This is a genomic window from Bradyrhizobium arachidis (genome assembly GCF_024758505.1).
GTDB lineage: Bacteria > Pseudomonadota > Alphaproteobacteria > Rhizobiales > Xanthobacteraceae > Bradyrhizobium > Bradyrhizobium manausense_C.
The window spans coordinates 2,645,316-2,670,005 of the sequence record NZ_CP077970.1; the positions used below are offsets into that span (position 1 = coordinate 2,645,316).

The following is a 24,690-nucleotide window of genomic DNA, read 5'->3' on the forward strand; positions in this document are numbered from 1 at the left end:
ATATAGCTTCGGCATTGATCCATACCCGAATTGGATCGATCCGCGCTCGCTCCGCGCCACCGGCGATCCACCGCATCGTCGCCATGCGCGCTGACGAAAACCATCGGAAAACATAGGCATTTCTCGCGGTCGTCGCGGCTTCCTGCGTTGCCGTGACGGCAGCCATGCGGCGCGGCTGCGACCCTTGCCTGCTTCTTCGCTTTCGCCCTAGAGTTTGCACAACAACGCCGCGACAACGTTCGCGGTCACAACAAGAAGCACTTGGGGAGAGAAGCACATGAAAATCGTGCCTGTAAGCCGCCGTGCCTTCATCCGATCGTCGACGGCCATCGCCGCCGGGTTCATCGCCTCTCCCGCCATCATCGGCCGCGCCGAGGCGGCGACCATGAAGCTGAAATGCTCCTCGTCGCTGCCCAACGATCCCAAATTCGCCAACGGCCGCGTCTACTACGACAATCTGGTCAAGAGCCTGAAAGCGAACGGCCTCGGTGAGCAGGTCGAGGTCGCCTTCTTCCCGGACAACCAGCTCGGTCAGGAAATCGACGTCATCAACTCGGTCAAGCTCGGCGTCATCGACCTCATGGTGTCGGGCTCGTCGATCTCGGCCAATCTGGTGCCGCTGGTCGGCACCTTCGACCTCGGCTTTCTGTTCTCGAGTTTCCCGCAGCAGACCAAGGCATTTGAGGCCGGCGCCGCCAAGCCGATCGAGGACGCGCTGCTCAAGGGCGCCAACATCCGCATCATCGCCTGGGCCTATAATTTCGGCTCGCGCAGCGTGCTGGCGAAGAAGCCGGTGAAGACGCCGGAGGATCTCGCCGGTCTCAAGATCCGGACGCTGCCCAATCCCGTCATCACGGAGTGTCTGCGCCTGATGGGTGCGGCCGCGACGCCGCTGGCCTTTGGCGAAATCTACACGGCGTTGCAGGCCGGCGTGCTCGATGGCCTGGAGCACGATCCGCCGACCATCCTCGCCAGCAAGTTCTTCGAAACCTCAAAATTCTATGGGCTGACGCAGCACAATTTCTCGCCGCTCGCGATCTACTTCAGCGACATGACGTTCAACCGCATGGATCCGAAGCTGCGCGAGGGGTTTCTCGACGCCGCGAAGAAGGCCGCGGCCGACACGCGTGCCCATGGGCTCGCGGTCGAGAAGGACGCGCTGGCGGCCTTGACCGAGAAGGGCGTGACGGTGGCCGCATGCGACCGCGAGGCCTTCATCAAGCGCGTGGCGCCGCAGGCCGAGAACTTTGTCAAGGCGCGGCCTGAGGCGAAGCCCGTCATCGACATGATCCGCGCGACCCAGGCCTGAGGTTTGACATGACAGGCGCGGCGTCCCTTCCGGGCGGCCGGCACGGGAGCATCATTCTTCTGCTTCGCTTGAGCGACGCGATCGCGGCCATTCTGCTGGCCGCCGATCTCGTCGTGGTCTGCGTGTCCGTGCTGCTGCGGTTCCTCTTCAATGCGCCGGTCGAATGGTCGGACGACGTCGCGCGCGGGCTGATGGTCGGATCGGCCTTCTTCGGCGCAGCGAGCGCACTGGCGCGCGGCGAGAATGTCGGCGTGTCCTTTTTCCGCGACATGCTATCGGCGAGATTGCAGGCCGTGGTCGACGCGACGAGCGCGCTGCTCGTGGTGCTGATCTCGTTCTATGTCGCCTTCAACGCCCTCAAGCTGGGTGCGCTGACGGCCGGCCAGACCACCGGATCGGGGCTGCCGCTGGAATTGACCTTCTACCCGATGGGCGTCGGTGCGCTCTTCATGACGGTGTTCGCGCTCGATCATTTCCGCAGCCGGCCACTCCTGAACATGATCAAGGGCGTCGTTGCGATCGCCGCCGTGACCGGCATCTACCTCGCCTGGGACTATCTGCTGCCATCATCGATGCCATCATCGGGCACGCTGATGTTCATCGGCTTCTTCGTCACGCTGTTCGGCGGCCTGCCGATCGGCTTTGCGCTCGCACTCGCCGCGCTGATCTTCATCTGGGTGGAGGGCGCGTTTCCCGGCGTGATCTTCGCGCAGCAGATGGCGCGTGGCATCGACAATTTCGTGCTGCTCGCGATTCCCTTCTTCATTCTCGTCGGCTACCTCATGGAAGCCAACGGCATGTCGGTGCGCCTGATCGAGCTGCTGCAGCGCGCGGTGGGGCGCATGCGCGGCGGATTGAACGTGGTGATGGTCGCCTCGATGGTGCTGTTCTCGGGCATCTCGGGCTCCAAGATGGCTGACGTTGCGGCCGTCGGCTCGGTGCTGATCCCGGCAGCGCGCCGTTCGAAGCAGAATCCCGGCGGCGCGGTGGCGCTGCTCGCGGCGTCCGCGGTGATGGCGGAAACGATCCCGCCCTGCATCAACCTCATCATCCTCGGCTTTGTCGCGAACCTGTCGATCGGTGGCCTGTTCATCGCGGGGCTCTTACCCTCGGCGCTGATGGCCCTGGTCCTGATCGCGGTGTCCATCATCTTCGGAAGGCGACCGGCGTCGGCGGAAGAGACCGAGCCGCGAGTCCCGGTCTCCGGCCTGTGGAGCGGGGCGATCGCGGCGTTCGGCCTGATCTTCATGATCTTCTTCGGCTTCAAGACCGGCTTTGCCACCGCGACCGAGATCTCGGCCTTCGCGGCCGCCTATGCGATCTTCGTCGGTAGCCTCGTGTTCCGCGAGCTCAGCCTGAAATCGGCCACGCATAGTTTCGTGCAGGCCGCGACCAGGGCGGGGCTCGTGCTGTTCATCGTCGCCGCGGCGCAGTCGCTCGCCTTCACGTTGACCTTGCAGCAGGTGCCGCATGCGGTCGGCGATTTCATGCTGGCGCTGTCGAAGACCTCCGGTGTCTGGCTGTTCATGCTGCTCGCCATCGTCGTGCTGATCGTGATGGGGTCGGTGCTGGAGGGCGCGGCGGCGCTGATCATTTTCGGACCGCTCTTGATGCCGGTCGCGGTGCAGCTCGGCATCGATCCCCTGCATTTCGGCGTGGTGCTGGTCATCGCGATGGGTGTCGGGCTCTTTGCTCCACCCCTTGGATTAGGCCTCTACGGCGCCTGCCTGATCGGCAATGTGCCGATCGAGCAGACGGTGAAGCCGATCATGGGCTATCTTGGCCTCTTGATGCTCTGCCTGCTTGTGATCGCCTTCGTGCCGGCGATCTCGACCGCGCTGCCGCGCGCGTTCGGCTATTAACGGATGGCTTCGCCATGAAAGTCCTGCTCGCCCACACACCCGAGATGCGGCGCAACTATTATGGCGAACGCAGCCTGAAGGGTCTTCAGGCCGCCGCCGAGGTGATCCTGCACCAGGGCGACGCGCCGCTCGATGCCGCCGGCCTCATCGCCGCCGCTGGTGATGCCGACATTATCGTCGCCGACCGCATGACGGAGGGACGCGGCGAGATCTTTGCGCAACTACCAAAACTGCGTGCCTTCGTGCGCTGCGCCGTCGACATCCGCAACGTCGATGTCGAGGCGGCGTCGCAAGCCGGCGTGCTGGTGACGCGCGCCGGTCCGGGCTTCGTGCAGGCCGTGGCCGAGCTCGCGCTCGGCTTCATGGTCGATTTGTCGCGCGGCGTGTCGCGGACCACGGCGGATTATCACGCCGGCCGCACGCCGGAGGCGCGGATGGGACGGCAGCTTGCCGGCAGCCGGATCGGCATTATCGGTTTTGGCAGCATCGGGCGCCACCTTGCCGAGATCGCAAAAGTGCTGCGCATGGAGATTCTTGTTTCGGATCCCTTCGTGACAACAGACGATCCCGCGGTCCGGCAGGTCGCGCTCGACGAACTGCTCGCGGCATCCGACTACGTCGTCTGCCTCGCGATCGCCAACGCGCAGACGGAAAACCTGATCGGGCAGGCGGCGCTGGCGCGGATGCAGCGGCACGCGTTCTTCATCAACCTCTCGCGCGGAAATCTCGTCGACGAGGCCGCGCTTGCCGCGGCCCTGCGCGAGAACCGCATCGCCGGTGCCGCGATGGATGTCGGCCGTGCGCCGGACCAGATGCCGTCGCCGGAGCTGGCAAATCTTCACAATGTCATCGCCACGCCGCATGTCGGCGGGCTGACGCCGCAGGCGATCGAGTACCAGTCGCTGGAGACGGTGCGTCAGGTCGAGGCGATCATCAGGGGTGAGGCCCCGCAAGGCGCCGTCAACGCCGATCGCTGGACGCGGCGGCCCTGAATTAGGGCGTGAATTCATTAGCACGCAGCGAAACTGGAATTGATGCGAGTTTGACTTACGCCAGATAGTAGGCGGCGAGTGATCCGAAGCGGACATGATCCAATTCTGGCGACTTCGGCTTTTGATCCTTCGCAAGGCCAGCTCAATCACCTCCGGACAGGAGACGAAATCAGCGCCTATGCAACGCCGCACTGGACTGCGGCAGGGGTTCCATTGATTTGGATCAACGTGAACCACTGCAGTCAATGAGGGTGGTGAGCGTCCAAGGCGTGGGTGGGAGGACGCGGATGGTTTTGCCTCGGACCGTGAGGTTTGCGTCGCTAATTCTTTGGCTTTCTGTGCTCGCGCCGATAGCTCTGGCGCAAGATAAGCAGGCGCCCAATGTTGCGCCGCCAAACCAATCGACCCCGGAAGCTTCACCGGCCCAGCCGGCTCCGCCTCCTGCAGTTCCGCCAGCGCCGGCCGCGACTCCTCAGCCGACGCCCGCCGCAAAGCTGCTCAAGCCCGAAGAGCTCGAAGCTCTGGTGGCGCCTATTGCGCTCTATCCAGACAACCTGCTCTCCCTGGTCCTGATGGCTTCGACCTATCCGGTCGACGTGGTGCAGGGCGATCGCTGGGCAAAGGAAAACAGGAAGCTGAAAGGCGAACGGCTGAAGGCTGCGGTTGATAAGCAATCCTTTGACGACAGCGTGAAGTCGCTGGTCGCTACGCCAGACGTCCTTGCAATGATGAGTTCGAAGCTCGATTGGACCGTGAAGCTGGGCGAAGCGGTACTGGCGCAGCAGGCGGACGTCATGGACGCCATTCAGCGCTTGCGTGCGAAAGCGGATGCCAACAACAAGCTGACCTCGACCAAGCAGCAGACGGTCACAAAGTCCGAGGAGGGCGGCAGAACGATTATCGCGATCGAACCGACCGATCCGGATATGCTCTATGTCCCGTACTACGATCCCGCCGTGATGTATGGCGCGTGGCCGTATGCGGACTATCCGCCTTATTATTGGGGATACCCGGACTACATCCCCGGCGGGCTGATCGCGGCCGGACTAGCGTTCGGCGCAGGCTGGGCTCTCAGCAACTGGGGCTCGAGCGGAAGTTGGTGGGGCGGCGGCGTCAACTGGGGCAGGGCCGGCATCATCGCCAATCGGCCACGCGTGAATCCGCTCGGCGGCAACAACTGGCAACACCGGCCAAACGCGCCAGGAGCAGGTTTGCGGCCCGGTGGCGGACAGCGGCCAAGCATAGGGCAACTTCCTGCTGGTGGCAGACCCGGAGCAGTGGGGCCCGGTGGTCGTCGACCGAGCGCAGGGCAACTTCCCGCCCGTGGCAGACCCGGCGCAGGACAACGGCCTGGCGGTGGCAGGCCAATCGCAGGACAACGCCCGTCGGGTGGCCGCGTCGCGCAGCGACCTTCCTATGGACGGGGTGGGCTGGCGAGGCAGGGCCGAGTGGGCAACCGAGCGAACATCGGACGCGCCGGCTTCCATGGCGGCGGTGGTCGGGCCTTTCGCGGCGGTGGCGGCGGTGGTCGAGCCTTCCGCGGTGGCGGCGGCGGCTTCCGCGGTGGCGGTGGTGGGCGCGGCGGTGGCGGTCGTGGTGGCGGACGGCGATCCGACATCATGGTCAAACACGACGTCGTGCTGCTCGGCCATCTCTCAAACGGCCTTGGTTACTATCGCTTTAGTTACAACGGCAGCGATCGTGCTTATGTCGGCGTCATCGCACAGGAAGTGCAGCAGGTGATGCCGCAAGCGGTAGTTCGCGACCGCGACGGGTACTTGCGCGTCTACTACGAAAAGCTAGGAGTTAAGTTTCAGAGTTACGAACATTGGCTTTCCTCGGGCGCGCGGCAGCCAGGCGCAGTCCCTATTTCACGGTGATGTTCGCTCTCAATGCGAGCGGCGGGCCGTCGCATCGAAGTCAGGTCGTCCCTTCGAATGCCAATAGACCAGAGGAAGTTGAGAGCGCAGTGCGAGCGCTGGCGACCAAACGTGTGGACGTCGTGATCGTGCAGCGATGTCCGCCTCTGGCCATCGGGTCATTTCGCTGCGTTTCAGAATTTGGTCGCTATTGCGGCATAGCGGACTCGGGCAAGCCGTCCCCCCGGCAGATTTATGGGTTCACGGTCTAGAGCCGGTCGACCGCCCTAAACGTCCCGTCCTTCTGGATGACGGTCATGAATACCTTCGGCGGCGTGTCGATCATGCGGGTGCCTGTCGTCACGAGAGTGCCGCTGATGTCGAAGCGGCCGACCTCGTTGATGAGGCGCAACAGGCCTGCGCGCGTCGGGTTCGGTCCTGCCTTCTCCAGCGCGGCGGCGGCGAGGCGAGCGGCGAGGTAGCCCTCCAGCGACACGAAGTCCGGCGTCAGCGTCGGGTCAAAGGCCTTCTGCGCCGCCTGGTAGTCGGCGACGAGCCGGATCGATGCGTCCCACGGAAACGGCACGACCTGCGAGACCACGACGCCGTCGCCGTCGGGGCCGAGCTCCTGGGCCAGCGCATTAGCGCCGACGAACGAGATGTTGACGAAGGTCGGATGCAAGCCGCTGCGGCGCGCGAGCTTGATGAACTCCGCGCAGGGACCGTAGGTCCCGACCATGACGATGGCTTCGGGCTCGACGCGTCGCAGCATCCGCCAGGCCGAGGCGACCGCCCGCGTGTTGCGCTCGAACGTACCTTCCGCTGCGAGCTCGAGGCCGCGCTTGGCGAGCGCGCGCTTGACGCCGGCAAGCCCGTCGCGGCCGAAGGAATCGTCCTGGTAGAAGATGCCGATCCGGGTGTAGCGGCGGTCTTCGGTAAGGTGCTTGATCCAGGCCTCGGCTTCCGCGCTGTAGCTTGCGCGGATGTTGACGACGTTGGACAGCTCGGGGTCGCGCAAGAATTCGGCGCCGGTGAACGGGCCGATGAAGGGAACGTTATGCGCGCTCGTGATCGGGATCGTCGCCATCGCGGTCGGCGTTCCCACCGCGCCGATCAGCGCGAACACCTTGTCGTGGTCGATCAGGCGCAACGTCTGCGCCACCGAGCGGTCGGGATCGTAGCCGTCGTCGCGGCTGATCAGCCGAAGCTTGCGGCCGTGGACCCCGCCCTTGGCGTTGATCTCGGTGAAGGCGGCAACGATGCCTTGCCGCATGCGCTGGCCGAGCGCGGAGGAGGGGCCTTCGAGGGCTGCGGCCTGGCCGAACAGAATCCCGTCCGCGCTGATACCGACTTCGTCGTCGCTCCTTGCAGCGACTGCAGCTACGGCCGTCAGCGCGATGGCCAGGACGATGCGTGTCGCGAGTCGGGATCGTGTCATGACGGCGCTGATGCGGGATGAGGCAAATGCCTCCACGAACAATAGTTCGGCGGGCTGAAGATGTCGCTAATCTCTTGGATGCAGGAGGCCCGTATTACTCCGGGGAAAAGCAACAGATTGTACAGATGGCGCGGCGGATCGCAGCCTAATCGTTAACTAAGCCGCGCAATGCAGCGAAGTCGGGCTGCAAAATTGGGCAGTTCTTAACCGCAAGGCTTGTCCGATCGCTCACGTCACGGTGCGGCCAGAGATCTGCTCCGCGACACGAGGGAGACGACGACCAAGATGGACGATCGCGATCAGAATGATCAGGATCGAAAGCGCATGATCGGACGGTGGCGCGTGGCGCCCTTGCTCCGGCTGTACCGTCCTGCGCTCGTCGCTGCCGGCATCGGCATTCTGCTGTCGCTCGCCGCGGCATTCGCCGTCGCCCAATGGGAGGACCGCGTCAACAAGGTCGAGTTCGAAAGCGCCGCCGATACCGAAGCCATCGTCATGCAGAACGGCATGAACGAATATATCTCGCGGCTGATGGCGCTGCGCACGCTGTTCGAGTCGGTCAACGAGGAAATCACCCGCAGCGAGTTCGAGACGTTCAGCGGCCGCCTGTTCGAACATCACCCGGGCATGCTGCGCATCGCCTGGCTGCCGCGGGTCAACCGCAAGGAGCGCGCCGAATATGAGGCCGCGGCGATCGCCGACGGCATCTCCGGCTATCGGATCAAGTCGCTGCAGAGCGACGGCGGTTTCGCGACCGCGCCGCAGCGCGAGGAGCATTTTCCGATCTTCTATTCCACGCAGCCGAAGACCTCGCCCGTCTACGGCATGGACTATGCGAGCATCCCGGACCGCTGGCCCGCGATCGAGCGCGCCCGCGACAACGACCGGATCGCCGCGCTGACTGCGCGTCTCTACGAGCCGAGGGTAGGCGGCGAATTGCCGAACGCGATGGTGATCGTCCCCGTTTACGCCAAGGGGACGTCGCGCGAAACGGTCGCCGACCGGCGGCGCAATCTCGCCGGCGTCATCGTCGGCATATTCGATCTGCCGCTGCTGTTGCAGGCGATCCGGGCGACGACGGCCGCGAGCCCCGCGATCAGCGTCAACGTCTATCCGCCGTTCACGGGACGGATCGTCAGCCTGGAGCAATCGCTTCCGGATTTCTCGTCATCTCAAAGCGCGCCGCAGTCGATGCGCGACGTCGCGCAAGGCAGGCATTGGTCGGGAAGCCTGCGGATCGGGGATACCGATTGGCAGGTCCGCGCCGTGCCTGCGGCCGGCGGCCCGCTGGTCACGGCCTACGATCGTGCGCTCACGGTGCTGGCCGTGGGCCTGCTTCTGACCGGATTCCTTACCGCCTATCTGGTGCTGGCAAGCCGCAACTCGCGACGGCTGTCGTTGGCGAACCGGCGCGTGCTCGAACTCGCCCAGACCGACATCCTGACCGGGCTGCCGAACCGTGCGTTCTTTCTCGGGCGTCTGGACGAGATCAATCGCGAGATGCGCGAGGGCGGAATGACCTTCGCGATCCTGATGCTCGACCTCGATCGCTTCAAGAACGTCAACGACTCGCTCGGCCATGGCGCGGGCGACCTGCTGCTGCGCCAGGTGGCGCAACGCCTGAAGGCCGCCTTGCGCGAGCACGACGTGCTGGCGCGGCTCGGCGGCGACGAATTTGCGATCATCCAGGAGGGCTGCGACGATCAAAGGGTCTGCTCGGTCGAGCTGGCGAGCCGCATCGCCAAGCTCGTGGCCGAGCCGTTCTTCCTGCCGGGACATCGCCTGGAGATCGGCACCAGCATCGGGATCGCGATCGCGCCGCAGCACGGCGACGATCAGGAAGAGCTTTTGAAGAAGGCCGACCTCGCGCTCTACCGCTCGAAATCCGCGGGGCGCAACTGCTTCACGATCTACGACGAGGCGATGTCGGCCGAGCTCGAGGCGCGCAACACGCTCGAAGGCGATCTTCGCGACGCCATCGCGCGCTGCCAGCTCGAGGTGCACTATCAGCCGTTCTTCGACGTCACCAGCACAGAGCGGCGTGGCTTCGAAGCGCTGGTGCGCTGGCGGCATCCGGCGCGCGGCCTGATTCGGCCCGACCAGTTCATCCCGCTCGCGGAAGAGACCGGGCTGATCGTGCCGCTCGGCGAATGGGTGTTGCGTCGCGCCTGCGAGGACGCCGCCGCCTGGCCGTCCGGGGAGCGCGTTGCCGTCAATCTGTCGCCGGTGCAGTTCAAGGAGGCGGAGCTGTTCGACGTGATCTGCGCGGCGCTGGAAGATTCCGGCCTGCCGCCGGAGCGGCTGGAGATCGAGATCACCGAGTCCGTCCTGCTGGAGCGCGGTGTCGAGAACCTCGCCTTTATGGAGCGGCTCAAGAGCATCGGCGTCGAGCTTGCGCTCGACGATTTCGGCACCGGTTATTCGTCGCTGAGCTATCTGACCGCGTTTCCGTTCGACAGGATCAAGATCGACAAGTCGTTCATCCGCAGCCTGACGCTTCGTCCGCACTCCGCAGCCATCATCTCCTCGATCGTCACGCTGGCGCGCGGCCTCGACATGTCCGTTACCGCCGAAGGCGTCGAGACCCAGGAGCAGTTCGATCGCCTCAAGACGCTCGGCGTGAATTTTGCGCAAGGCTATCTGCTCGGCCGCCCGCAGCCGATCGCGCAGATCGGGCCGGAAATGGCGGCTGTCCGCGCGCGCCTCGACGCCGCCTGAGACGATTGCCCGCGTTTTCGCCCCCTGCGCGGCCGGCGAGGGCCGTCTTTCGTTTTGCTCCTACTGAGGTTACCTTCTGGGTCGGAAAACCGGCTGTACCTGGAAAGGTGTGCTGATGTTGTGCCCGGCGTGTCAGACGGAGACGTTGCCAGACGACAGGGTATGCAGGTCCTGCGGCATCAGTTTTGCCCTGGTCTGCCCAAATTGCCGGCACCCCAATCTCGATGCGGCGCGCTTTTGCGGCGCTTGCGGCGAACGGCTCCATCAGCCGGCACCGGTCGGTGAGCGGAAGGTCGTCACCGTCCTGTTCGCCGACATCGTCGGCTCGACCGAAATGATCGGCGCCGGCGATCCTGAACTGGCACTCGATCGTCTGCCGCCCGCGCTCGCCCGCATGGGCGAGGCCATTCAGCAATATCAGGGCACGATCACGCGCAGCATGGGCGATGCGCTGCTGGCGATCTTCGGCATGCCGCAAGCGCAGGAGGATCATGCCTTGCGGGCCTGCCAGGCCGCGCTCGCCATGATTCAGTCGTCGCATGCGAACGGCATCACGCTGCGCGTGGGCATTCATGCCGGCGAGATCGTCGCGGGCCTTCCGGACAAATTCACCAAGGAGCAGAGCGTCTATGGTCCCGCCGTGCACCTGGCGAGCCGCCTCGAGCACATGGCCCAGCCCGGTGAAATCTGCATCACTGAATCGACCTTTCGGCTGGTTCACGCCGCCTGCGAGGCGCGGTCGCTGGGGCATCAGGACGTCAAGGGTTTCCCGCGCCCGATCGTCGTCTATCGATTGCTTGGTTTGAAGCACGCCGGCGCGGCCTTCCCGGAAGCGCTTGCGGGCATGTATCGCGGGAGGGAGAAGGAGCTTGCCGTCCTTCACGAGGCGTTCGCCGGGGCCGAGCGCGGAGCGGGCAAGGCGATCGGCATTTGCGCGGCGCCTGGCTTGGGAAAAAGCCGGCTGTGCTTCGAGTTCGCCAAGGCCGCCAGGAATCGGCTGGTCCCCGTGCTGGAGGCGAGAGCGTCGCCATACGATCATTCCGGCCCACTGCAACCGCTCGTGGAGTTCTTCCGCAGCTTCTTCAGGATCACCTCGACCGACGATACTGAGACGGCACGCGCCAAGATTGCGTCCAGGATCGAGACTGCAGTGCCGCATCTGATGGATGACGTGCCGCTGCTGTGCGATTTTCTCGGCATCAGCAGCGGCAAATCTTCGCTCGACCCGAAGGCCAGGCGTGGTCGTCTCGTCAATCTGGTCTGCAGCCTCGTCAGGGACGGAACCCGCACGCCGTCGGTGATCGTCATCGAGGACATTCACTGGCTGGATGAAGCCAGCATCGAATTCGTATCGGCGCTCGTCGACGTGGTGGCCCAGAGCCGCGTCGCGCTGATCCTGACCTACCGCCCGACCTATCAGGCGCCGTGGCAGGAAGGACCGAACTTTCACGAGATCCGCCTCGACGAGCTCAGCGACGGCGACGTGGCCTCGCTCGCGGTCGATCTGATGGGCGATCACCCGTCGACCCGCGCGGTCCGCCAGCGCATCATCGAGCGAAGCGGAGGCAATCCTTTCTTTGCCGAGGAGCTGATCCGGTCCCTGGTCGACAGCGGCGAACTCGGCGGCCATGCCGGTCACTACGAGGCGGCGCAGGAGCCGTCGATGGAGATGCTGCCCCCGACGGTCCAATCCGTAATCGCGGCGCGTATCGACCGTCTCTTGCCCCGTGACAAGGAGGTGCTTCAGGTCGGTGCGACGATCGGGCGGGAATTCCCGTTGGCCGTGCTGGCCGAAGTGACCACCGCAGCGGCGGACGATCTCGCCCCGATTCTCGACCGGCTGTCGCAGCTCGAGCTGGTGCAGCCGGGCGACGACCAAAGCGCGCCTGACAGGTTCGCGTTTCGGCATCCCCTGATCCAGGAGGTCGCCTACGCCACGCAACTGCGTTCACGCCGCGTCGAGCTTCACGCCGCCGTGGCCAAGGCGCTCGAGAGCTTCCATCACAGCCAGCTCAGCGAATATGCCGATCTGATCTCCTATCATTTCGAGGCGGCCCGGGACTTTCTCCCGGCGGCGACGTATGCAGCGCGCGCCGCAGCGTGGATCGGCACGCTCCACTCGATGGTCGCGCTCAAGTCCTGGAAGAGGGTTCGACTGCTGCTGCAGGCCGTGCCGCGCTCCGCCGAAACCGACAGGCTGCGCGTGCGGGCTTCGGGGCAGATCGTCGGCATGGGCTGGCGCGAAGGGACCAGTGCCGAGGAGGTCTCGCCCTTTGCCAAGGAGGCGCTGGAGCTCGCGCGGGAGTCGAAGGACGCGGTCTCCGAGGTGCTGATCCTTGCCACCTACGGCCGGGTGCTGGCGTGCACGGGCTCGGCGGATGATTACGTGAAGCAGGTCCTGCAGGCTATCGAACTGACCAGTGCGCGCGACCCAAGCCTCAACACCATGCTTCAGGTCTTCCTCTGCCAGGCCTACGGCTACGCCGGAAAGCTGCGCGAAGCATTGCAGGCGAGCGATACCGCACTCGCCCACATCATGAACATCTTGCCCGCGCACGAGGCGCTGATCGGCTTCAACGTCAAGCGCTGGGTCGAGAGCCTGCGCGCCCGGGTGCTGGTGCGCATGGGCGACTTCGCCGCGGCGCGACAAAGCATCGCGGACCTGATCGCGACCGAAAGCGAGTTTCCGGACCCTGCCGTTCAGTTCATCCCGCATCTCGCCGGCGTCGAGCTCGCCTGGCTCTTAGGTGATGCCGAGGAGGCCGAATTCCACAGCCGGTACATCGAGAAGGTCGGCGCGGCGAGCGGGTTGCCCTACCTCGCGGTCTACGGCGCGGCTTGCGCTGCGCTGGCGCTTTCGCTGGCCGGCGATCATGTCGGTGCCATCCAGCGGCTCGAGGCGACGGTTCGTCTGGCGCGAGAGGCCTATGCCGGCCTCGAATATGAAAGCGAGATGCTGACTTATCTTGCCGAGCTCTATCTCAGGAGCAACAGCCCTGCGGCCGCGGTGAGCGCGGCCGAAAGGAGTCTCGCTATCGCGGTCGAACGCAGCGCTCGCCTCGCGGAATGCCGTTCTCTCATCTTTCTGGGACAGGCGCTGGATGCAGGCCAGCTCCGGCATCCGCTGCATGACGCGGACGCGCTGTTCGCCCGCGCGCGGCGCCTCATCGACGAGACGGGCGCGAAGGCCTACGAACCGCTGCTTTCGGTGCAGCAGGTTTGCGCGGGCAGCGAGCGAGAAGCGTGAATTCGCGAAGGCCGTAATCGGTCAGCACTTCCACCTCGCAGCCGAGTTGCTTGCGGCAAAAGTCGATCCATGGCTGCGGCCTGGTGCGATAAAGCGCTTGCTCCGTCCGTCCCTTGTCGTGCGGCAGCATGAAGTTGGCGGCGAAGCCGACCCGGCTGTTGCGCTGCATGTCGGCCAAAATCGTCTCAACATAGCGCTTCCACTCCGGCACCGGCCGGCCAAGCCTGACGTTCAGGGTGCCGCTGGTCAGAACGTAATCGGAAACCTGCGAGCAGCGCGAGCCGATCGCGAATGTGGTGTCCGGGCGCTTGCTCCAGCGTTTCTGCGCTGCCGCGACCATGGCCGGCGAGATGTCGATGCCGCGATATCTGACGGGGCAATCGGCGTGCCGCATGGCCAGGAATTCCAGCAGGGCGCCATAGCCGCAGCCGAAATCGGTCAGGCTGAACGGTTTTGTGAAGTCGCACAGCCTCAGGAGCTGTACGAAACGCAGATATTGCGAGATCGCGTTCGGCCAGTCGACGCCGAGCGGCGTCGACCCGTAACGTTCGATCTTTCCTGAGTAATAGGAGCGAACCTGCGCGCGGATTGCGCGCATGACCTAGTACTTCTTCTTGCCCTTGGGCTTCACGGTCGGAACGCTGATGGTCAGGTAGTTCGTGCTGGAAAAGATGAAAGCCTGATCGCGCGACACCACCAGGACCTGTCCCTTCGGCTTTTCACCCGGATGCCATGTGAAATAGACCGGCAGCGGGGACTTGCTTTCGAGGTTTCCCTTCAGCGAGACGATGATCTGATCGTGCCCGGTGTATTTGGTCTGCTGGCCGTCCACCTGAGCGCCGGTCTTCTTGAGCATTTCGAGATACTTCAGGAAGCCCTCCCGGTCCTTCTCGCCGACGGGGGCGATATTGAGCAGGGTGAACGCGCTTATGAGCGAATGCTCCAGAGAGAACAGTTTGAATTCCTTTTGAAACCCGGCCATCTCCTTGATGGCGTCGCCTACGGCAAATCTTGAATTGATCTGGTCCTGAACATGCGGAACGTATCCATCGGGAACGAATGCACCCATCACTCCACCTCCTGAAAATCCGGCACTGAAAGCGAGATGTTAGCCTGCTTGTTTGACTTCGACCAGATGCAAGTGGCGAAGGTGGAGGTTTTATCATTGGGGTTGTGCGGCGTGCCGACCGGCGGCCGCGTCGCTTTCGCGCTCGAGACACTGGCATGCGCGAAAAGCGCTTGACCCGGAGAGGTCAGGATGGTCCGAAGGATCGTCCAGGGATGTAACGAACATAATCATTCACAAGATGCGGCTTCCCTTCTTCTACGGCTGGGTCGTGGTCGCGGTGATCTTCGTCACCATGGCGATCGGGGTGAATGCACGCACCGCGTTCTCGCTGTTCTTTCCACCCATCATCGCCGAGTTCGGCTGGGAGCGTGGTCTCACCGCAGGCGCATTCTCGTTCGGCTTCGTGGTCTCAGGCGTTGTCAGCCCGCTGATCGGCCGGCTCATGGATCGCGCCGGCCCGCGCGCGGTGATGGAGGTCGGTGTCGCCTTGATGGCAGGTGGCCTGCTGCTGGCGCCGCTCACCAGCGCGCCCTGGCATCTCTACGTGACCATCGGCATCATGGTCGGCGCCGGCAGCGTCTGCCTCGGCTATTCCGGCCAGTCGCTGTTTCTGCCGAACTGGTTCATCCGCAAGCGCGGCTTTGCCATCGGCATCGCCTTCGCCGGCGTCGGCATCGGATCGGTGACGCTGCTGCCCTGGGTGCAGCATTTGATCGAGCACACCGGCTGGCGCACCGCCTGCACCGCGATGGGCCTGATGGTCCTGATCGTGCTCGCGCCGATCAATCTCTTTCTGCGCAAGCGCCCCGAGGACCTCGGCCTGCTGCCCGACGGCGATGCCGCGCCGTCGGCGACATCGGCAAAGCCCGTCTCCAACGTCGTCGATCCGGTCTGGGTCGCGACCGACTGGACGCTGCAGCGCGCGTTGCGCACGGCGCGCTTCTGGTGGATCGCGCTCGGCTATTTCTGCGGCCTGTACATCTGGTACGCGGTGCAGGTCCATCAGACCAAATTCCTGCTCGATATCGGCTTCAGCCCGAACGTCGCGGTATGGTCGCTCGGCGTCGTCAGCCTGCTCGGCATTCCCGGCCAGATCCTGCTCGGCCATGTCTCCGACAGGATCGGGCGCGAATGGGTGTGGGTGGCGAGCTGCGTCGGTTTTGTGATCTGCTTTGCGGCGCTGGTGGGGTTGAAATTCTGGCCGTCGCTGCTGCTGGTCTATGTGATGGTGTTTGCGCAAGGCGCGCTCGGCTACGGGCTCACCTCCGTCATGGGCCCCGTCGTGCTCGAGATCTTCCAGGGCAAGCACTATGGCAGCATTTTTGGCTCGATCATGCTGGCCGCACTTGCGGGCGGCGCGGCCGGGCCTTGGGTCACGGGCTTTCTGTTCGACCTGACCGGCGGCTACACGTTGCCTTTCGCCATTGCGATCGCCGTGTCCGGATTGTCGGCGCTGTCGATCTGGCAGGCCTCGCCGGGCAAGGTGCGTGCGGTCGCCGGCCGCCTGCCTAAGCTTCAGTCGGGAACCGGCACCGGTTAGAGCACGGTGCTGCGCTTAAGGTTCCAACTGCATTTACATACCTCGCCGGCTTCGCAGATTCTTAAGCATGTCGCGTCTTGGCGGGGCCTCGCCCGGTTGCAACGAACGTCTTGGACACCATCGCAGCGTTAGCCTCGGCGCCCTCATCGCAATCCTGCGACGCCAGGTCCAACCATGTCCGCCCACGATTGCGCTGCGATCGGAACTCCGGAACTTCTGCTGGCTGCATTCGAGCAGGCGGACGATGGCGTTGTGATCGTCGACGGCGCCCGCCGGATCGCCCATTTCAACGCCGGCGCCGAGCGGCTATGGAAGTGCGCGCGGGCCGACGTGCTCGGGCAGGATGCCTCTGTTCTCGGGCTCGACTGTTTTCGCGCCGATCGGTTTGCACCGTTCCGCGACGAGGTCAGCCTGACGCGGCCCGACGGCAGCCGGATCAGGGCGACCGTGTCGCTTTCATCCGTGGGATCGGAGCCGGGTCACCACGTGGCCTTCGTCCGCGACGTCACCGAGGACGCCGAGCGCCGCGTGCGGATCGGGCTTCTCAATGCGGTGTCCGATCAGACCAACCGCGCCGTCATCATCACCGATCCCGAGCTGAACATCCGCTACACCAACGCGTCGTTCAGCTCGATGTTCGGCTATTCCTGCGACGAGGCCCAGGAGCGGCGCGTGACCGACCTGCTGGCTGGTCGTCACACCAAAATCAAGGCACTCGCCAAGCTCAGGAAGCGCCTGATGGCGGGCGGCGAGAGCGGCGAAGCCGAGGTTCTTGTCTACAGCAAGGACGGCGACGAGATCTGGGTCTCCGCCCGCATCGACGCGTTCCGCGATCGCAAGGGCCGGGTCAAGCACATCTTCGCGCTGCTGGACGACATCACCGAGAGCAAGCAGTTGCGCTCGCTCCAGCAGTTGATCATGGGCTCGCTCGCCGACGAGGTGCCAATTGCGCAGATCGCGGACCGGCTGTGCCGCCGTGTCGAGCAGATCGCGCCCGACGTCGTCTGCTCGCTGCTGCATGTCGATGCCGGCGGGAAGATCCATCCGCTTGGCGGCCCGAGCCTGCCTGAGGACTATTCGCGGGCGCTCGACGGCGCCGTCATCGGACCCGATGTCGGCTCCTGCGGCTCGGCCGCCTATTACGGCAAGCCGGTGCTCGCGATCGATCTCGCCACCGATCCGCGCTGGCTGCCCTACAATGCGATGCCGCTCGCGATCGGCCTGCGCGCCTGCTGGTCGACGCCGGTCAAGGCCAAGGATGGCCGGGTCATCGCCACCTTCGCGTTCTACTACCGGGAGTCCCGCGCGCCGAGCCGCTGGCACCGGCGCATCGTCGATGCCTGCGTCAGTCTCGCGGCGCTTGCCATCGAGCGCAAGGAGGCGCGCGCCGAGATCGCGCGGCTGGCCTATCACGACATCCTCACCGGCCTGCCGAACCGCGCGCAGCTCCGGCACCTGATCATGTCGGCGATCGATTCCTGCCAGGCCGGCAGCCACATCGCGCTGGCCTTCCTCGACCTCGATCATTTCAAGGACGTCAACGACACGCTGGGACATGCGGCCGGCGACGAGCTTCTTGTGCTGCTGGCGCAGCGGCTGCGGGCGCAGCTTCGCCCCTGCGACATGCTGGGCCGGCTCGGCGGCGACGAGTTCGTGATCCTGCTACCGGATCACGATGCCGAGGCCGCCGCAAGCGTTGCCGAAGGGATCACGCAGGCACTGGCATCGCCGCTGCAACTCGGCGCAAAACAGGTGCAGATGTCGGCGAGCATCGGCATCAGCCTCTATCCGGACCACGCCACCGATATCGACACGCTGATGCAGCAGGCCGATGCTGCCATGTACAAGGCCAAGCTCGCGGGGCGCTCGACCCATCGCTTCTTCAGCGCCGACATGAGCGGGCTGACCGAGCAGCGGCTGGAGCTCACCGCCGCGCTTCGCCGCGCGATTGCGGAAGATGCGCTCAATTTGCGCTACCAGCCGCAGATCCGCACGGTGGATGGCGCGATCCACGGCGTCGAGGCGCTGTCGCGCTGGCACGATGCCGTGCTCGGCGAAGTCTCGCCCGCAAAATTCATTCCGCTCGCCGAAGAATGCGGCCTGATCGAGCAGATCGGACTGTGGTCGATCCGCGAGGCCTGCCGGCAGATGGTGAGCTGGCGCCGCGCCGGGCTGAACATCCCGAGCGTGTCGGTCAATTTGTCGCCGATCAACTTCCGCGATGTTCATCTGGCGACGCGTTTGGCCGCGATCCTCGCCGAACACGATCTGCCGCCGAACGCCCTGATGCTCGAGATCACCGAAGGTGCCTTCATGCAGGAGCGGGCGGTCGCGCTGGAGACGATGCGGGCGATCCGCAAGCTCGGCGTCGGATTGTCGCTCGACGATTTCGGCACCGGCTTCTCGAGCCTGAGCCGGCTTGCGCATCTGCCGATCCGCGAATTGAAGATCGACCGCAGTTTCATGCGCGACATCGAGAGCGATGCGGGCGCCATGGCGATCGCGACCGCCGTGGTGCGGGTCGGTCAAAGCCTCGGCATGACCGTCGTTGCCGAAGGCGTCGAGACCGAGGCGCAGCGCAAGGTGCTGGCCGAGCTCGGCTGCGACGTCGTGCAGGGCTTCCTCTACGCGCCGGCGCTGGCGCCTGTTGCCTTCGAGCGCTGGCTGATCGACCATTGCGCGGAGCAGGCGAGGGCGATACTCGGTCGGCTCGCGGTCGCACCGTCGGAGCCGAAGTCGGCCAAGCGCTCCACCTAGCTGGAGGCCAGTCCCGTCGCCCGCCGCAGATCGGTGATGGCGCGCAAAAAGCTGTCGGCCGGCGTCGTCTCTGGATCGATCAGCCGGTGCAGTCGAAAACCGTCTTCGAGCGCCAGCAGCACGGAGGCCATCCAGGACGGGTTCCGAGCATGGTTCCTGGGGTTGGTTTGCTGCGTCGCCTGGATGATGTCGGCGATCAGCTTGCGCCGCGCGCGCAGCCGTTTGGCGAGCTCCGGCCGCCGCTTCTCGGCGCGCGCGACATAAAGGATCATCTCCATATGAAGTAGCGGCGAACGGCCGAGCGGATCCTGCTTGCTGCGATCCATCGCCTTCAGCGCAGCGAGGAATTCGTCGAGATCGGTATGCTCCGCCAGCAGGTCGAGATTGCGCTTGATCGACTGCTCGACATGGTCTTCGAGCATGGCGATGATCAGCTCGTCCTTGCTCTTGAAATTGGAATAGAACGCGCCGCGCGTGAAACCGGCGGCGGCCGCGATCGCCTCGATGCTGGCGCCGCCGATGCCCTCTGCCTCGAACACGCGGGCCGCCGCCTCGAACAATTTGTCGCGCGTGTCGTCCCGGGTCGGTCTGGTCCTCAGCCTTGACATCGATGCATTTTAGTTCAGAATGCAACTCGATACAACAATGTATCGAGTTTAAGAGTTTCAGGGATGACACGCCGCGCGTTTTCCGGGAGGGAAATAGCGTGTTCGCTTTGATGCGGCAACCGATTGAGGTCACCATGAACGAGCATGTCCAGCCCGCAGGCAGCGGTCCGCTGTTCAACCCGCTTGCGCCGGATTTCATCCGCGATCCCTATCCGCATTACGACCGGCTGCGCGTGCTCGATCCCATGCACGTGACGCCGTTCGGCAATTTCGTCGCCAGCCGTCATGCCGAGGTGAGCCTCGTGCTGCGCGACAAGCGCTTTGGCAAGGACTACGTCGAGCGCACCAAGCGCCGCTACGGCCCGAAGATCATGGACGAGCCGGTGTTCCGCAGCATGAGCCACTGGATGCTGCAGGCCGATCCGCCGGACCACACGCGCCTGCGCGGCCTCGTGGTCAAGGCCTTCACCGCGCGCCGGGTCGAGGACATGCGCCCGCGCATCCAGGAGGTCGTCGACCAGACGCTCGACGCCGTGATCGAGCACGGCCACATGGACCTGATCGAGGATTTTGCCTATCGCCTCCCGGTCACCATCATCTGCGACATGCTCGGCCTCCCCGCGGATCATCGCGAGGTCTTCTACAAGGGCTCGCGCGACGGCGGCCGGCTGCTCGACCCCGTGCCGCTGACGGCGGAGGAGATCAAGCAGGGCAACGCCGCCAACCTGATGGCGCAGATGTACTTTCAGCAGCTCTTCGAGCTGCGCCGGCGTAATCCCGGCGACGACCTCACGACCCAGCTTGTGCAGGCGGAGGAGGACGGCAACAAGCTCACCAATGAAGAGCTGACCGCCAACATCATCCTGCTGTTCGGCGCCGGTCACGAGACCACCGTGAACCTGATCGGCAACGGTCTTCTCGCGCTCCACCGCAATCCCGACCAGCTCGCGCTCCTGAAGGCCAAGCCGGAGCTGATCACCAACGCGATCGAGGAATTCTTGCGCTACGATTCCTCGGTGCAGCTCACCGGCCGCGTCGCGCTGGAGGACATCGACGACCTCGGCGGCAAGAAGATCCCGAAGGGCGAGACCGTGCTGTGCCTCCTGGGCTCGGCCAACCGCGATCCGGCGGTCTACCCTGATAGCCCGAACCGGCTCGATATCACCCGTCCGAACGTCAAGCCGCTGTCCTTCGGCGGCGGCATCCATTTCTGCCTGGGGGCCCAACTGGCGCGCATCGAGGCCGAGATCGCGATCAATACGCTGCTGCGGCGGCTGCCGGATTTGCGGATCGACGACGTCGAGAACCCGGAATGGCGGCCGACTTTCGTCCTGCGTGGCCTGAAGCGGCTGCCGGCGAGCTGGTAAGTGCGTCCTCCGCGTTAACCCCCGCGCGCAACAGCCGCTGTGACTTCGCCACACTTGCTCCTATATAAGGGGCTGTTCCGGCGCGGCTTGGGCTTGATATCGGCTTGAGTCGAGTTCGAGTAAGTCCTGGGGTTCGGCCCGGGAGCCGGTTTGGCCGAGGGGAGACCCGTGCAGACGACGCTGCTCGGACTGGCGATTGCCTTCATCGTTGCGCTGCTCGCCGCGTTGATCGGGCCCTACTTCATTGACTGGAACCAGTTTCGGCCTCAGTTCGAGGCTGAGGCGACCAGGATCATTGGTGTCCCGGTCCGCGTCGCGGGCGAGCTGGACGCGCGCCTGCTGCCGGCGCCGACCCTGCGCCTGCGCTCTGTGACGTTGGGCGGCAATAACGACCTCGGCAAGCTGCGCGCCGACAAGCTCGACGTCGAGTTCAGCCTGGGCTCGCTGATGCGCGGCGAATGGCGGGCCACGGACCTCACCGTCAACGGCATGGCGGCCGATATCGGGCTCGACGCCAAAGGGCGCGTCGACCTGCCGTCCACCGCCAGCGGCAGCTTCAACCTCGCCTCGCTCGCCATCGAACGGCTCAACCTGACCGGCCGGATCGCGTTCCATGACGCCGCCAGCCGCGCGACGCTGGAGCTGAACGACATCGCCTTTGCCGGCGACGTGCGCTCGCTCGCCGGTGCGGTGCGCGGCGACGGCAATTTCACCGTCTCCGGCACGCGCTATCCGTTTCGCGTCTCGTCGGGCCCAAGCGCGGACGGCACCGCCACCCGTCTTCACATAAATATCGATCCCGGCGAGCGCGCCATTTTGGCCGATCTCGAAGGCGTGCTCGCCTTCGAGGGCCGGCAGCCAAGGTTCGACGGCGCGATCACGCTGGCCGTGCCGCCGCCGAAAGCCAAGGAAGCGGGGCCGACGCCCTGGAAGCTCATCGCCAAGGTGAAGGCGGATCCCGCCGGCGCCCGGTTCGACCAGATCGACGCAAATTTTGGCGCCGAGGATACCGCGCTGAGGCTCGCAGGTGTCGGCGATCTCAAATTCGGCACAGCGCCGCTTCTGCGTGCCGCGCTCACGGCCCGGCAGCTCGATGCCGACAAGCTGGCGGGGCAGGGCAATGGCGCGGAGCCGACCCGCATCCTGCCGGCGTTGCGCGCAGGACTCGCGGCCATTCCGCAGGCGCCGATCCCGGCGCAGATCGAGTTCACCTCCGAGCAGATCATGCTGGGCGGTCGTCCCCTCCAGAACATCGCCGCTGAGCTGCGCACCGACGGCAAATCCTGGACCTTTCAGCGGCTCGACCTGCGCGCCCCCGGCATGACGCAGGTCGCGCTCAATGGCGCAGCACCGGGATCCGATCGCTTCAGCGGCCGGCTCAGCATCGAGTCCTCCGATCCCGATACGTTGGTCGCCTGGCTGCAGGGCCGCAGCGAGATCAACCGGCGCAGCACCAAGCCGGTGCGGCTGACCGGCGACGTGACGATCGCGGCCAATCACCTCTCGATCGAGAAGCTGAACGCCGAGATCGAGGGCGGAGCGGTCGCGGGCCGGATCGATTTCGTGCAGACAGCGGCCAACAAGGGCTCGCGGATCGAGGCGGAGCTGAAGGCCGACCGGCTCGATCTCGACGCGGCCTCGAGTTTCCTGCGTGCGCTGGCCGGTCCGCAAGGCGAATGGCCCGACGAGGCAAAGCTGTCGCTCGAAATCGGCCGCGCGGTCTCGACCGGCCAGGAGCTGCGCTCGTTCCTCGCGCGTGTCGAATACAGCCCGACCGGCTTCATCCTCGACCAGTTGAAATTCGGTCAGGCCAACGGCGTCAGACTGGATGGCGGCGGCAATTTCGACCGCGCCAATCTGCAGGGACGGATGGCGTTCAACGCGGCAGCTAGCTCGCTCGGGCAGATGGCGGCCCTGGTCGCGCCGTTTGCGCCGGCCCTGTCGTCGCGGCTTGCCGCCGTCGACACCGGCGGCGGCCCGGCCAGCGCAAACTTCACGCTCGATCTCTCCGGCAACAAGGCTGCTACCACTACCCGGCTTGCGCAGGCGCAGTTCGACATCCAGACACCGCTGTTGCGCGGACAGCTCCATGCCACTGCGACGCCTGCGGCATCGGCGCTCGGCGAACTCAATCTCGATGCGCTTGTTGGCAGCGAATTCAACGTGCAGGCAAAGCTCTCGTCGGAACGCTCCGGTGCGTTGCTGGCGCTGTTCGGCCTCGACCGCGCGGTTGCCGGCGGCGAGGGGCTGGCGCAATTCGAGGGCAAGGCAAGCGGCGCATGGCGCAAGCCGTTTCAGGTGAATGCAAAAATATCCGGCGGCGGATTGGATGCGGACGCGCAGGGCAGCGTCGACCTGTCGGCCGCGGAGCCGAAGGCCAATGTGAATTTGCGCGTTCGCAACGCCAATTTGGCGCCGCTGTTCGGCATCTCCACAAACGAGAAAACGGCGCAGACCGTCAACCTGTCGTCACGCGTGACTTTGTCGGGCAACAAGCTGACGTTCGACGATCTCGACAGCACGGCCTCCGGTTCGCGCCTGCGCGGCCATCTCGCGATGACGCTGGACGCCGAGAAGAGCGTCGATGGCGAAGTCGGGCTCGACTCCCTCGACGTCACGCCGGCGCTTGGCGTCGCGCTCGGCGCGGCCGGGCGCGATGTGGGCGAGGCGCTTGGCGCGGGCCTTCGCAGCGGCTGGCGCGGCCAGGTTGCATTCCAGGCGCTGCGTGGCGTGCTGCCCGGCAATATCGAGATGCGGCCCTTCAGCGGCACGCTCCGGAGCGACGGCCAGTCGCTGGCGCTTGATGGCCTGAAGGGCGGCCTTGGCGGCGGTACGATGACGGGAAGTTTTGACGCCAGGGATAATGCGAAGGACGGCGCCAACGGCGTGTCGCTCAACGCGCGCATCGAGCTTGCCGGCGTCGATGCGGCTTCGCTGCGCTATCGCGATCTCGCGCTCCCCAAGGGACGTCTCTCCGTGCAGATGGCGCTGTCGAGCCAGGGCCGCAGCGTGACCGCGCTGACCGGCGCGCTCGCGGGCAACGGCACCGTCACGCTCGAGTCCGCGGAGATCGCCGGGCTCGATCCGCGCGCCTTCGAGATCGCGATCCGCGCCAGCGACGGCGGGCAGGTCGCCGACGAGGCACGGCTGCGCCAGCTCGTCGAGCCCGCGCTTCTTGCGGGGCCCTTGAAGATCGGCTCGGCGCAAATTCCCTTCACCATCCGCGACGGTCGTCTGCGGGTCGGCGCCACCACGCTGGAGGCGAAGAATGCCCGCGCCATCGTCTCCGGCGGCTACGACATTCCCGCCGACCAGGCCGACATCCGCGCCAGCCTGACCCCGATCATGATCAATCTCGCCGGCAGCCCGCCGGAGATCCAGTTGTTCGCCGCCGGCCCGCCCGACAGGCTCAACCGCACGGTCGATCTCACGCCGCTGTCGTCGTGGCTTGCGGTGCGCACGATCGATCGCGAGACGCGGCGGCTGGATGCGATCGAGCGCGGCGAGCCGCCGCCGGCGACCGCCGCACTGCCGACGTTGGTGTCCCCCGATCCGGCCCCTGACCAGCCCGCAACCGACGTGCCGTTGCCGGGCCGCGATCCGCGCCGTGCACCGCCGCCGAAGGCCAAAGCGTCGCCGACGCCGCGCCCGCCGCAGGCCGCGCCCGCTGCACCCAGCCCGCCGGTCGCGAGCCAGCAGATCGCCCCGCTGCCGCCGCCGATCGAGGTCAGGCCCGCGCCTGGTCCCCCGCCGGCAAAGCCAAAGCCGCCGCCGCGGCCGCCGATGGTGATCACGCCGTCGAATCCGTAACAGTACGGATACCTACACATCGTCATGGCCGGGCATAGCCGTCCGAAGGACGGCGTCACTTCCGCTCGCCTATGTCCCGGCCATCCACGTCCTTCGCCGCGGCATTAAGATCGT

General features: G+C 65.4%; 14 protein-coding genes. 10 read left to right on the plus strand and 4 right to left on the minus strand.

Features of this window, described 5'->3' with window-relative positions:
• Positions 1-277: 277 nt before the first annotated feature.
• The 4 genes from KUF59_RS11700 to KUF59_RS11715 all read left to right on the plus strand — a co-directional run bounded on the left by KUF59_RS11700 (position 278) and on the right by KUF59_RS11715 (position 6,043).
• Entirely contained in the window at positions 278-1,309 is a 1,032-nt protein-coding gene (locus KUF59_RS11700) for a TRAP transporter substrate-binding protein (protein WP_212457286.1), read from the plus strand.
• A gap of 8 nt (positions 1,310-1,317) precedes the next feature.
• On the plus strand, positions 1,318-3,171 hold the full coding sequence (locus KUF59_RS11705) for a TRAP transporter large permease (protein ID WP_258769458.1): 1,854 nt from the start codon (positions 1,318-1,320) through the stop codon (positions 3,169-3,171).
• 14 nt (positions 3,172-3,185) lie between these two features.
• The gene (locus KUF59_RS11710; protein ID WP_212457284.1) at positions 3,186-4,163 is read left to right on the plus strand and encodes an NAD(P)-dependent oxidoreductase; all 978 of its coding nucleotides are present in this window, start codon (positions 3,186-3,188) and stop codon (positions 4,161-4,163) included.
• 524 nt (positions 4,164-4,687) lie between these two features.
• Positions 4,688-6,043, plus strand: a complete 1,356-nt coding sequence (locus KUF59_RS11715) for a DUF3300 domain-containing protein (RefSeq protein WP_309500971.1) — start codon at positions 4,688-4,690, stop codon at positions 6,041-6,043.
• Between the two features lie 247 nt (positions 6,044-6,290).
• Here KUF59_RS11715 and KUF59_RS11720 read toward each other — a convergent pair whose 3' ends face one another.
• Positions 6,291-7,460 carry an ABC transporter substrate-binding protein gene (locus tag KUF59_RS11720; RefSeq protein ID WP_212457282.1) on the minus strand — a complete coding sequence of 390 codons (1,170 nt, stop codon included), beginning with the start codon at positions 7,458-7,460 and terminating at the stop codon, positions 6,291-6,293.
• A 285-nt stretch (positions 7,461-7,745) separates the two neighbouring features.
• Between KUF59_RS11720 and KUF59_RS11725 the strand changes: the two genes are divergently transcribed.
• Together KUF59_RS11725 and KUF59_RS11730 are read left to right on the plus strand one after the other, a co-directional pair.
• Complete coding sequence (locus KUF59_RS11725; RefSeq protein WP_258769460.1) at positions 7,746-10,178, plus strand: bifunctional diguanylate cyclase/phosphodiesterase; 2,433 nt, start codon at positions 7,746-7,748, stop codon at positions 10,176-10,178.
• A gap of 145 nt (positions 10,179-10,323) precedes the next feature.
• Positions 10,324-13,425, plus strand: coding sequence for an ATP-binding protein (locus tag KUF59_RS11730; protein WP_212457280.1), 3,102 nt, complete (start codon positions 10,324-10,326; stop codon positions 13,423-13,425).
• Here the strand turns inward: KUF59_RS11730 and KUF59_RS11735 are convergent.
• A complete protein-coding gene (locus tag KUF59_RS11735) occupies positions 13,343-14,023 on the minus strand; it encodes a class I SAM-dependent methyltransferase (RefSeq protein WP_212457279.1) in 681 nt (226 codons plus the stop codon). The two genes, KUF59_RS11730 and KUF59_RS11735, sit on opposite strands and share 83 nt — an antisense overlap.
• Before the next feature lie 3 nt (positions 14,024-14,026).
• Positions 14,027-14,494, minus strand: a complete 468-nt coding sequence (locus KUF59_RS11740) for a hypothetical protein (protein ID WP_212457278.1) — start codon at positions 14,492-14,494, stop codon at positions 14,027-14,029.
• A 238-nt stretch (positions 14,495-14,732) separates the two neighbouring features.
• On the opposite strand from KUF59_RS11740, the gene KUF59_RS11745 reads away from it, so the two are divergent.
• Both KUF59_RS11745 and KUF59_RS11750 read left to right on the plus strand, forming a co-directional pair.
• Positions 14,733-16,034, plus strand: coding sequence for an MFS transporter (locus KUF59_RS11745; RefSeq protein WP_212457277.1), 1,302 nt, complete (start codon positions 14,733-14,735; stop codon positions 16,032-16,034).
• 174 nt (positions 16,035-16,208) lie between these two features.
• Positions 16,209-18,791 carry an EAL domain-containing protein gene (locus tag KUF59_RS11750; protein ID WP_212457276.1) on the plus strand — a complete coding sequence of 861 codons (2,583 nt, stop codon included), beginning with the start codon at positions 16,209-16,211 and terminating at the stop codon, positions 18,789-18,791.
• On the opposite strand, the gene KUF59_RS11755 is transcribed toward KUF59_RS11750, so the two are convergent.
• A complete protein-coding gene (locus KUF59_RS11755; protein ID WP_212457275.1) occupies positions 18,788-19,399 on the minus strand; it encodes a TetR/AcrR family transcriptional regulator in 612 nt (203 codons plus the stop codon). The genes KUF59_RS11750 and KUF59_RS11755 overlap by 4 nt on opposite strands.
• 134 nt (positions 19,400-19,533) lie before the next feature.
• Here KUF59_RS11755 and KUF59_RS11760 point away from each other — a divergent pair, with 134 nt between their 5' ends.
• Together KUF59_RS11760 and KUF59_RS11765 are read left to right on the plus strand one after the other, a co-directional pair.
• On the plus strand, positions 19,534-20,766 hold the full coding sequence (locus KUF59_RS11760; protein ID WP_258769463.1) for a cytochrome P450: 1,233 nt from the start codon (positions 19,534-19,536) through the stop codon (positions 20,764-20,766).
• A gap of 168 nt (positions 20,767-20,934) precedes the next feature.
• Positions 20,935-24,576, plus strand: coding sequence for an AsmA family protein (locus KUF59_RS11765; RefSeq protein ID WP_212457273.1), 3,642 nt, complete (start codon positions 20,935-20,937; stop codon positions 24,574-24,576).
• The last annotated feature ends 114 nt before the right edge of the window (positions 24,577-24,690 follow it).

Coding starts and splice junctions, on each gene's coding strand:
- KUF59_RS11725 (WP_258769460.1), top strand. CDS start 7,746: ATGGACGATCGCGATCAGAATGATCAGGATCGAAAGCGCATGATCGGA.
- KUF59_RS11760 (WP_258769463.1), top strand. CDS start 19,534: ATGAACGAGCATGTCCAGCCCGCAGGCAGCGGTCCGCTGTTCAACCCG.
- KUF59_RS11755 (WP_212457275.1), bottom strand. CDS start 19,399: ATGTCAAGGCTGAGGACCAGACCGACCCGGGACGACACGCGCGACAAA.
- KUF59_RS11740 (WP_212457278.1), bottom strand. CDS start 14,494: ATGGGTGCATTCGTTCCCGATGGATACGTTCCGCATGTTCAGGACCAG.
- KUF59_RS11710 (WP_212457284.1), top strand. CDS start 3,186: ATGAAAGTCCTGCTCGCCCACACACCCGAGATGCGGCGCAACTATTAT.
- KUF59_RS11720 (WP_212457282.1), bottom strand. CDS start 7,460: ATGACACGATCCCGACTCGCGACACGCATCGTCCTGGCCATCGCGCTG.
- KUF59_RS11700 (WP_212457286.1), top strand. CDS start 278: ATGAAAATCGTGCCTGTAAGCCGCCGTGCCTTCATCCGATCGTCGACG.
- KUF59_RS11745 (WP_212457277.1), top strand. CDS start 14,733: ATGCGGCTTCCCTTCTTCTACGGCTGGGTCGTGGTCGCGGTGATCTTC.
- KUF59_RS11750 (WP_212457276.1), top strand. CDS start 16,209: ATGTCCGCCCACGATTGCGCTGCGATCGGAACTCCGGAACTTCTGCTG.
- KUF59_RS11705 (WP_258769458.1), top strand. CDS start 1,318: ATGACAGGCGCGGCGTCCCTTCCGGGCGGCCGGCACGGGAGCATCATT.
- KUF59_RS11735 (WP_212457279.1), bottom strand. CDS start 14,023: ATGCGCGCAATCCGCGCGCAGGTTCGCTCCTATTACTCAGGAAAGATC.